General features: G+C 40.2%; 12 protein-coding genes and 3 tRNA genes. 1 reads left to right on the top strand and 14 read right to left on the bottom strand.

All coding sequences use genetic code 11. From position 1 onward, the window contains the following. Window positions 1-101: 101 nt before the first annotated feature. The 4 genes from AR442_RS01170 to AR442_RS01155 all read right to left on the bottom strand — a co-directional run bounded on the left by AR442_RS01170 (window position 102) and on the right by AR442_RS01155 (window position 1,170). Window positions 102-178: transfer RNA gene (locus tag AR442_RS01170), tRNA-Pro, on the bottom strand. 16 nt (window positions 179-194) lie between these two features. Further along, window positions 195-271: transfer RNA gene (locus AR442_RS01165), tRNA-Arg, on the bottom strand. 32 nt (window positions 272-303) lie between these two features. Next, a tRNA-Gly gene (locus tag AR442_RS01160) sits at window positions 304-378 on the bottom strand. Window positions 379-960: 582 nt separating this feature from the next. Next, the gene (locus AR442_RS01155; RefSeq protein WP_021494575.1) at window positions 961-1,170 is read right to left on the bottom strand and encodes a LexA family protein; all 210 of its coding nucleotides are present in this window, start codon (window positions 1,168-1,170) and stop codon (window positions 961-963) included. 327 nt (window positions 1,171-1,497) lie between these two features. Between AR442_RS01155 and AR442_RS20770 the strand changes: the two genes are divergently transcribed. After that, complete coding sequence (locus AR442_RS20770; protein ID WP_053285373.1) at window positions 1,498-1,686, top strand: hypothetical protein; 189 nt, start codon at window positions 1,498-1,500, stop codon at window positions 1,684-1,686. Window positions 1,687-1,863: 177 nt separating this feature from the next. Here the strand turns inward: AR442_RS20770 and AR442_RS01140 are convergent, their stop codons facing one another. From AR442_RS01140 to AR442_RS01095, 10 genes are all read right to left on the bottom strand, one after another. Continuing rightward, window positions 1,864-2,991, bottom strand: coding sequence for a Rap family tetratricopeptide repeat protein (locus AR442_RS01140; RefSeq protein ID WP_021494571.1), 1,128 nt, complete (start codon window positions 2,989-2,991; stop codon window positions 1,864-1,866). A 135-nt stretch (window positions 2,992-3,126) separates the two neighbouring features. Continuing rightward, a complete protein-coding gene (locus AR442_RS20765) occupies window positions 3,127-3,306 on the bottom strand; it encodes a hypothetical protein (RefSeq protein WP_007410112.1) in 180 nt (59 codons plus the stop codon). A gap of 24 nt (window positions 3,307-3,330) precedes the next feature. Beyond that, a complete protein-coding gene (locus AR442_RS01130) occupies window positions 3,331-3,864 on the bottom strand; it encodes a hypothetical protein (RefSeq protein ID WP_053285374.1) in 534 nt (177 codons plus the stop codon). Between the two features lie 283 nt (window positions 3,865-4,147). Then, the gene (locus AR442_RS01125; protein WP_053285375.1) at window positions 4,148-5,302 is read right to left on the bottom strand and encodes an N-acetylmuramoyl-L-alanine amidase; all 1,155 of its coding nucleotides are present in this window, start codon (window positions 5,300-5,302) and stop codon (window positions 4,148-4,150) included. Between the two features lie 54 nt (window positions 5,303-5,356). Continuing rightward, complete coding sequence (locus AR442_RS01120) at window positions 5,357-5,620, bottom strand: phage holin (protein WP_053285376.1); 264 nt, start codon at window positions 5,618-5,620, stop codon at window positions 5,357-5,359. A 12-nt stretch (window positions 5,621-5,632) separates the two neighbouring features. Further along, window positions 5,633-5,911: a hemolysin XhlA family protein gene (locus AR442_RS01115; protein ID WP_025284124.1), complete on the bottom strand. Its 279-nt coding sequence runs from the start codon at window positions 5,909-5,911 to the stop codon at window positions 5,633-5,635. A gap of 70 nt (window positions 5,912-5,981) precedes the next feature. Beyond that, complete coding sequence (gene xepA, locus AR442_RS01110; protein ID WP_053285377.1) at window positions 5,982-6,884, bottom strand: phage-like element PBSX protein XepA; 903 nt, start codon at window positions 6,882-6,884, stop codon at window positions 5,982-5,984. Between the two features lie 95 nt (window positions 6,885-6,979). Further along, complete coding sequence (locus AR442_RS01105) at window positions 6,980-7,144, bottom strand: XkdX family protein (protein ID WP_053285378.1); 165 nt, start codon at window positions 7,142-7,144, stop codon at window positions 6,980-6,982. Further along, complete coding sequence (locus AR442_RS01100; protein ID WP_053285379.1) at window positions 7,141-7,479, bottom strand: XkdW family protein; 339 nt, start codon at window positions 7,477-7,479, stop codon at window positions 7,141-7,143. Before AR442_RS01100 ends, AR442_RS01105 begins: the two co-directional genes overlap by 4 nt. 11 nt (window positions 7,480-7,490) lie before the next feature. Then, complete coding sequence (locus AR442_RS01095) at window positions 7,491-8,588, bottom strand: hypothetical protein (protein WP_053285380.1); 1,098 nt, start codon at window positions 8,586-8,588, stop codon at window positions 7,491-7,493. Window positions 8,589-8,590: the final 2 nt, after the last annotated feature.

Genomic DNA, 8,590 nt, shown 5'->3' with positions numbered 1-8,590 from the left:
CGACGTTTAATAATATACCACGGTGCCTCTCTATAAATCAAGCATTTTTTAAAAAAAAGAGAAAAAAAGAAAACCAGTATATTATCTTTATAGTTTGAGAATGGTCGGGAAGACAGGATTCGAACCTGCGACCCCATGGTCCCAAACCATGTGCTCTACCAAGCTGAGCTACTTCCCGATTTTTAAATATATTATGGCGCGCCCGAGAGGAGTCGAACCCCTAACCTTTTGATCCGTAGTCAAACGCTCTATCCAATTGAGCTACGGGCGCAATCAATTTCACAATATCCCGTTGGGATAAAATGGAGCGGAAGACGGGATTCGAACCCGCGACCCCCACCTTGGCAAGGTGATGTTCTACCACTGAACTACTTCCGCAAGTAAAAATGTAATGTACAGCCAGAATACAGCATCAGATAACCAAAAACTGTATTGTTATTTATTCAGTAAAACTCCAAACGGTATAACCCGCAGACTAATCTAAAGCATACTGTTCATTATGACAAAAGTAATTATATCAAGGTTTTGATAAAAGTCAATACCGTTTAACAATTAATTATGTTAATCTCTTTTGCATCCTTGAAGAAAGGCTTCATCAGAAGACGCGCTAAATACCTATACCTTAACTGGTACAATCAGCAACAGATATTTACTGAACTAAACAAAAAATAACAGTTCCATAACGCGCGGAAACTGCTTCAGATCAACGTATTTAGATAAGCTTCCAAGCGGGCTCGAACCGCTGACCTCTTCCTTACCATGGAAGTGTTCAGTTAAAGTCTTAGAAATGTTTAGTCGGATAATCACTGTTATAACAAGGTTTTGATAAACGTTAAAATGATTTAGACCAATTTAAAAAGAAGGCGACTAATCGTATTTGCCACCTCTTTGCCACCCTAGCCACCTACATCCAGGTTTCGCCGCAATAAAAAAGAGCCCTTACTTATCCAGGGCTCTTCCTTATAATAATTTAATTGTCCGCGGTAATCCTTCTTGCCATGTTACGTAATTCTTTTCTCTTAACCTATCCAGCAGCCCCTTTACCGAACTGGTGGACCGCAAACCAAGTTCCTCCATTAACTCCCGATGTGTTGGGGCCACTCCATACTGATTTAAGAAATTCGATATCGCGTTTAAAGCATCTTCTTGCCTTTTTGTAAGATTACGCATGATTGCTGATTCCCCTTCTATAATTAGAGGGGGCCACAGCGAGAATATTATCCATCCTGAAAGTTTTTGTCTGTCTACTTTTAAAACAGAACGCACGAATGTATTGATTCTTGATTTGATGTACTATGATTGCTCTCTTCGATATTGTCCCATCATTCTTTATGTAGATCATGTCCAGCGTTGATTTTTCATTTAATGAGCGGTTTAACAATGAATGCAAGCTGCGCCCCCTCCTTCTTTACTATTATTTTATACGAACCTTTGTTCTACATCAAGTTGAAAAGGGAATGTTTGTTCTGGTATTATTTACTCGAGGAGGTATTTCGAATGAATGATTTCGAGCGGAAAGTGTACCGGATAATCTTTAACATGACCCAATTCGGGAAAGATCCCTCCTTGGATGAGTTGAAGAGGAAAACCGGTAAAGATGAACAGACTATACGTGAAGCGGTCAAGAACCTTATGCGGCAGCGGATGTTGAAATGGAATAAGAAAAAAAACAGATGGATGTTTTGAATACATTATAATGAGGAAACTAAAAAAGCCTTTTCCGAAGAAAAGGCGTAAGCTATTCAAGTTTGAAGGCGATCTGAAGCTACTTTGATTGTATCTTGTGCTTGTTTTTCTACTGAGTTCATACCCAATCCACATACTAAAGTCAATGACAGACCTAGGACGATGAAGATACTCTTTTTAAAATTCATACAGGCACTCTCCCCTTTGAATTTGTGTTTGCGTATCAACCATTTTTTTATGATAAAAATAAGAATTCTCAAACTCCCTTGAATCTGCGTAAACAGATGCAGTTTCGCAGGCAATATCTTCAACATATGAGTAATTCTTATTCTTCTCCAGATACTCAATTGTTTCATTAACTCCCTGTTGATCCACTGCATCCACATAAAGTGCCTTCAGATACCCCTGAAGATTTTCAAAAAGCTTATCGCCTTGATATACCGCGGCCGACAAACCTTTTTTGCTTGCTTGGATACCCTCAGCCATTTTCCCCTGTTTAAAAAGGAATTTTGCATAAGAAAATAAAGAGTGCGGCAAGTTGCTCAGTTTTGCTTTTTCGGTTATCTCAACTGCTTGCCTTAAAAATATCTCAGCCTTTTCATAGTCGCCCCTATCTCCGAAATTTGTACCCAAATTATAAAGGGCAGAACTAATCAATCTCTTGTTATCTAACTCTTTTGATAATTCAAGAGCCTTTTCAAGATGCGGCTGACTCTTCTCATAACGCTTAAAATCAATATAATTCCCTGATATGACAAATAGACATTGAATTTTCCGGACCTTATACAACTCATACTGATCGTAAATATCGAGCGCTTGCTTTACGTGATGCATAGAGACGTGGCTTTGTTTCATACCGTAATATGCTTCAGCCAGTTTAAAATGAAACTCCGCTCTCTCAATTTCATCATGCACATGAACGAGTTGTTTTTCAGCCTCTCTATAAAAGCCGATCGCCTTTACATACTGCTTTTGATCAAATTCATACATGCCGCGGAAAAATAAAGAATAATAGCACAGCAGGCCGGAAATTCCTTTATTTGACGCTTCGATTTTTTCCAGCAGCTCGTCAATTGTCGGTCTCACACGGGTAGTCACCGGTTCTAAATAATCCAGCATGAGCTGATGGCGGAATTTCATGAGGGTGTAGTAAATCAGTAGATACTCGTCTTCTTCCATCTCATTGATTTCTTGTTCCACTTCCGCTTTCAAAATCTCCGCATCCGGAACACTGAACTGACGTATCATTTTGTACCATTCATTAATCTTAACGCCTACCTCTGATGATGGTAAAACAGAACTCACAAGGCCACTCCTCCTTTTATATAATATTCTAACATTTCCAAATTATGTTTAAACGAAAAAAAACCGCAAAATTCCATTCGGCTTGATCATAAATCTTAGTTTTGAGTTTTAAGTCTACAACAAAAAAAGCAGGCCTTATGCAGCCTGCTTTTTTTTGAGAAATTTATCTAAGATGAACATAAATAATGTGAATAACAGAGACATAATCAACATGTCTAGTATAGTTACATTAGAATTTTCTTTTACTAAGAAGAACCAGAGAAGTTGTAAAACGAAAGAAATCACAAAATACAATATGTACCTAATACTATTCATGTCAATCCATCCCTTCAATTATCCTTATTGTCCTATACAGCGTACACTGAACCACGCGAGACTCGCGGCTAAACCAACAACTCCACCTCTAACTGCATTTTTCCCTACAATTTTTATGATTTGAATAGCCGCTTCTTTCCACATTTTTTTTTCAAGTAATTTTTGCAGGCCTCCGGAAATAAAGCCAATCCCAGTGAAGTCGATGATTTTTTGTTTTAAGCAACCCATATAAGATGCTGTTGAGAAGTCACCGTCTGGGTTCGGAACACCTTTTAAATCTTCTTCAGTAAGTTTATCCCCATTAACCATTTTAACAAAGGCAACAATAGACGCAACGTTCTCAGGACCGAATTTTTCAGAGACTAATTGCTCATTCACGATGTACTTCCCATCTTTAAGAAGGGATGCTTCATCAAAAATGAACTGCATATCTTGTGCTAATTGATCCTCTTCAGATAAAGTTTTAGCATTTGCAAAAGGCGTAAATACCGCTAGAGATACAGCTAAAGCACAAAGCAAAGCAACAACAGACTTCCAATTTTTCTTTAAAGTACCCAAGTTTAACAACTCCTCCTTTGGAAATGATTTGAATTACCTATTATTGTTATATCATTTCCAACCACAACAAACAACCATATTTTACAAATTTTCATTGTCGAACTCTCTATTTCTCTTTTAACCTTTGGATTTCCTTAGCGATATTTTTCTAAATTGATACGATTCTCTTATCCTAATATCTTGAGGGTGTTTGTACTGGGGATTTCCAATATAAAATGAGGCATCTAACGTATTGTAATAAAGAAGATCAAAAATGGGACCCTTCCAATTGGAAGGGCATTTTTTATTTAAGAAGGGACTCAAGCTTCGTTTTCGTATTCGGTCCGTAAATACCATCCGCAGTCAATCCATACATGGACTGGAACCGTTTGACTGCATTTGCTGTCTTCGGTCCGTATGCACCATCTATTCCGTTATTCTTCGCCCCTTTGTCCGGATAGTAATAGAGAGCCGCCAGTGCTGTCTGAATCTGTTTCACGGCGGGTCCCTTTGTTAAGGGGCTTGTCACTTTAAAAATGCCAGCAGGTAGGCTGAATTTTGATTTTTGTTTTTTTGGCTTTGAGGCTGTTACTTTCTTCTTGCCGCCGCTTTTCAGCTCATTATCGCTTTTGATATAGGAGACATTCACATATCCGTGGAATGTCTGGCCTTTTGAATTGGTGTATTCAACATATCCCCATCCGTTGACAGTTGATCCAAGCTGATATTTTACAACCGTGCCATTCGGCAGGTTAAGCACCATGGAAGAAGAGGCGCTCCGTTGTGTACGTAAAACAAGGCCATCGCTTGAAACCACCGTGTTTTTGATGAATCTTCCTGTGTCTGTATGGGTGACATCCGGATTTGATACAGGCGCCGTTACAACCACACCATCCATTCGCTTTTCAACACGGGTCTTAAAATCGGCAAACCCTTTAGAGTTGCTTACCCACGGCTCCGGGCAGATTTTATGTGTAATGTCGTAATGTCGAACAATGTCACTGATTGGATCGAGTTTATACATTTTGCACAGCTCGGCACAAACTTGTTCTGCACGAGCAATGGTATCCGGATGGAAAGTGCCGTTCTTTTCAATGCAAAGCTCCACGCCGATAGATAAGAAATTCGCATTCGGCTTCAGCGCCGCGACACCTCGGTAAGGCTGCCCGTTGACGAATTGCTGAACGTCATTCGCATGATAGGCCACCTCATTCAACGGAATGATACAAATAGCCTCTGTACGATCGACAAAGATATGTGCAGATGCAAACGTCTGTTTCTTCTCAGACAGATTTCTGTTCTGTGCGGGGAGCGTTTGACCAAAGTATCTATAATGATTGGCAGCGGGCGCGCCGGGGTTTGCCGTGTAATGCACCACCAGTTTCTTCACGCCGTTATTTTTGATTCCCGGCCGCGTCCATTTATTAATATCAATATATTGGTTTCTGTATGCTGACATAAAAATCTCTCCTATTCTGTTTTGAAATATAAAAAGGCCGCCGAACGGTAGCCCTTACTTGGTCAAATCGTGCTGTTTTAAAACGGCTCTTTGCTTTTGGCCTTTTTCAGTCACATAGTTGTTTTTGAACCATGCTACAAGCGTAGTGCTGATAGTAAATATTACAGAGCCGGCAGTGTACAGCGCATCAGCAAGCTGATTCACTTGTGCGTCTGTGATATCCAAAGGTGATTTGCCAAACATCAACATTGTTTGGTTAATAAGCGCAATTAAAAGAAGCACCGTCCGGACGACCGTGCCTTTTTCAAATTTTTTCATGTATTTTCCTCCTTATTTCTGCAAAACAGTATAAAAAATAGCGATTGCGCCGCCAATAATGCCAGTGCATACCGCTGTAATGATAGCGCCAGTGATTGTGCGCTTGATCCAAGTTGTGTTCTCTTCGATCTTGTTGAGTTTTTCGTTTAATGTCATGATCTGCTGGTCTTGCCTATCGGAAACGCGTTCAAGAACATTTACGCGCTGTTCGATTGCTTTCTGACCTGTCTTCATTTCCATTATCTCTTTTTGTAATACATGCACATCTGGTACCTCCGTCACTTCTGACATTAGTACGCCCCCCTTTTATTACATCGTTTTCACCTCCTGTATGAGGCAATTAAAAAGGACAGCCGCTATTTTATGAGACGGCTGTCCCTTTTACGGAAAAGTTCCCATTATTTAAAGCGGTAATCTCCATCACGATCTCTTTGAATCCTGTAATATCAAAAGTCCAAGCTTCTGACTTCCCGACTGTGCTTATAGCCAGAGTGCCGTCGTCAACTTTTTGGCCGCGCAGCGGGCGTTTTGTTCCTGAAAGAGATTTCCCCCAGAACTTCAATTCACTTGTATCAGCCGTGCCATAGACTTCAATCAATAATGTTTTAAAGGAACCGACTTTCAAAATATTCCCCTCACCTGGGGTCTCCACTTTGTCATGAAAAACGATATCGGCTGTTTTAGCCTGTACACTTTCAAAATCAGCCGGATTAATCGCGATTCCTTGGGTTTCTACCTTTAAGCGGCCGTCTTTGGTTACATTGCTTGATGTAAATTCAAGCGGGAGCGGTTTATCAGATTCAATTGAGACTGAATCCCGAATCTTCACATCTCCCTGGCCTGCCCCGAGCGACTGATACAGTAAAAATTCTGATTGTTGCAGGTTACCATTCGCATATCTGAAGCGGTAGTATCTCTGTGATAAATCGACCCAATCAGTCTCTGATAGAGTATTGGCTTTCACTTCTAATGATGTGATGGTGGACCATGAAACATTATCGTTACTTTGCTCGATAAATAAAGTCCCTTCACGATCTGAATATGCAGCGCCTTTGATTTTAGAAATTAAGATCGGTCCCAATCTATCCTGGCCGTATTGGCTATAAGAATCTGTGGCCTTTAACGTTGCATTAGTCAGAAGTTCTGCTGTTCCTGAAATATCTGCAACTGGCTCAACAAAGTCGCTTTTCCCTTCTCTAAATGGTTTTACTGCGCCCGGCTTTCCCGCGGCATCCGTTGGAAAGGTAAATCCTAAAGATGACATAATTGTCCTCCTTCATAAAAGTTTTTATTTATTTGAGCAGATTTTTTTCAAACTTATGACAACGTCTCACCCCCTTCAAGGCAAAATAAAAAAGCCTATAAGGCTTTACCAGTGATCTCTATATACTGTTCCGGGGTAACGAGCTTCTTTTCAACGCCCTGCTGTAAATCGGCTGCAGAACAATCGTCGTAATACATTGCCTTTTTCACCATCTCCGGAGTGGCCCATTTATAATATAGTGCCAATACCCAATAATTCATTTTGATTCATCCCTCTCTATCCATGACATAATGGCGAGCTTTAGTTCCGATAGCTGCCGTCCAAGTGTTTGATTTAATTCTTCAAGCTGTTTACGGGCCAGTTTTTCTTCCGAAAGCTTCTGTGCCAGTAATTGAATTTGATCAGGCAGTTCAAATGGCGGATTTTGTTTTAATTCGTCCCACCAAGCTTGTAAATCCGCTTCTGTAGGGATAGGAGCCCGGATATTCCATCGTGCAATGTAAGAGGGGGTACCATCGCCATTATTCTGAATGATAAAATCTTTAGTCGGATCGGCATCGGGATATTTATAAAGGATTGCTTCACCTATATTCATTTTTTACCTCCTCACACATTGGCATAATTTAATCCTCCAACTTCTTGAATATCAAAGAAGTTGTAAACATCATTCTTATCAGTAATGCCTCTCTTGACGGTTTCATCTCCGCCATAATTACAGTAGCAGAAGATTTCCACATAATCGCCCTTGTTCATTGGAATAGTGGCTGTTCCGTTTAACCCTAAATTCATTTCTTTGCCGTTATCAAAATATCCTCTATAGTGGTCAAGGGTTTTATACTCTTTTCCGTTCAGATACACCTTCAAATGAAAGTTGATATACATAGCGTAATTGATCATATAAAGCCCAACATTCACCAAGTACATTCCATCATTCGGCGCGACAAATCTATTATTTTTAATATCAAAAGCATCATGACTGTCTTTTATTTTTCGATTAAAAGCTATCTTGGTGTGATCAATCTGCTTTAAATATTGAACATCGGATACTCCCACACTTGCGTGAGCAAAACCTGATATCTTTTCCCATTTTGTCCAGCCTGTACTATCCCACCAATGGCGGATCCATGTCCCGATATTCTTCCTCTTTGTTCCATCGCCATTACCATAGAAATACTGAGCAAAGCGCCATTTGTTTAAATTTTCATTTTTAATTAAGCCATAGCCAAGAGGGTAGCCTGTGTCATTGCCCTCATAGATACCCATAAAAGTTATTCCTTCAGGGTAATCAGTGCCTGGTGTTCTTGCATCGACGATCGCTCTTTCATCTCCATCACGAATGCAAATTAGGTTCTCGTTTTTGAAATTGGAATCCACATAATTGATAGCATCAGTCAATGCCTGCTTAGCTTTTTCTTTTGCTCCTTCAGGGGTTTCTTTGTTGTTCCAGTTTTCCCGCTCTTCTTTATTGATATGAAGTTCAGCATCATTCACATGAATATCAAAGTCTCGTTTCGGAGCCTGCTGCACGTTGTCCACGTTCCCGAGGCCGACTTGTCCCTTTGTCGTTTTATGCGGGTTATTCATGTCGTTTTTATGAGATGCAAGGTCCGTATGGGCGTCTTTTATTCCTTTTTCCCAGCGGTTAACATCACCTTCGTTAATCGGGTCGTCTGGAAGCCAATTTGTTTTTGCTTCGTAAGCCATTC

The sequence above is a fragment of the Bacillus velezensis genome (assembly GCF_001461825.1).
Lineage (GTDB): Bacteria > Bacillota > Bacilli > Bacillales > Bacillaceae > Bacillus > Bacillus velezensis.
The sequence above is the reverse complement of the archived record's forward strand: the minus strand, read 5'-3'. Positions and strand labels throughout refer to the sequence as shown.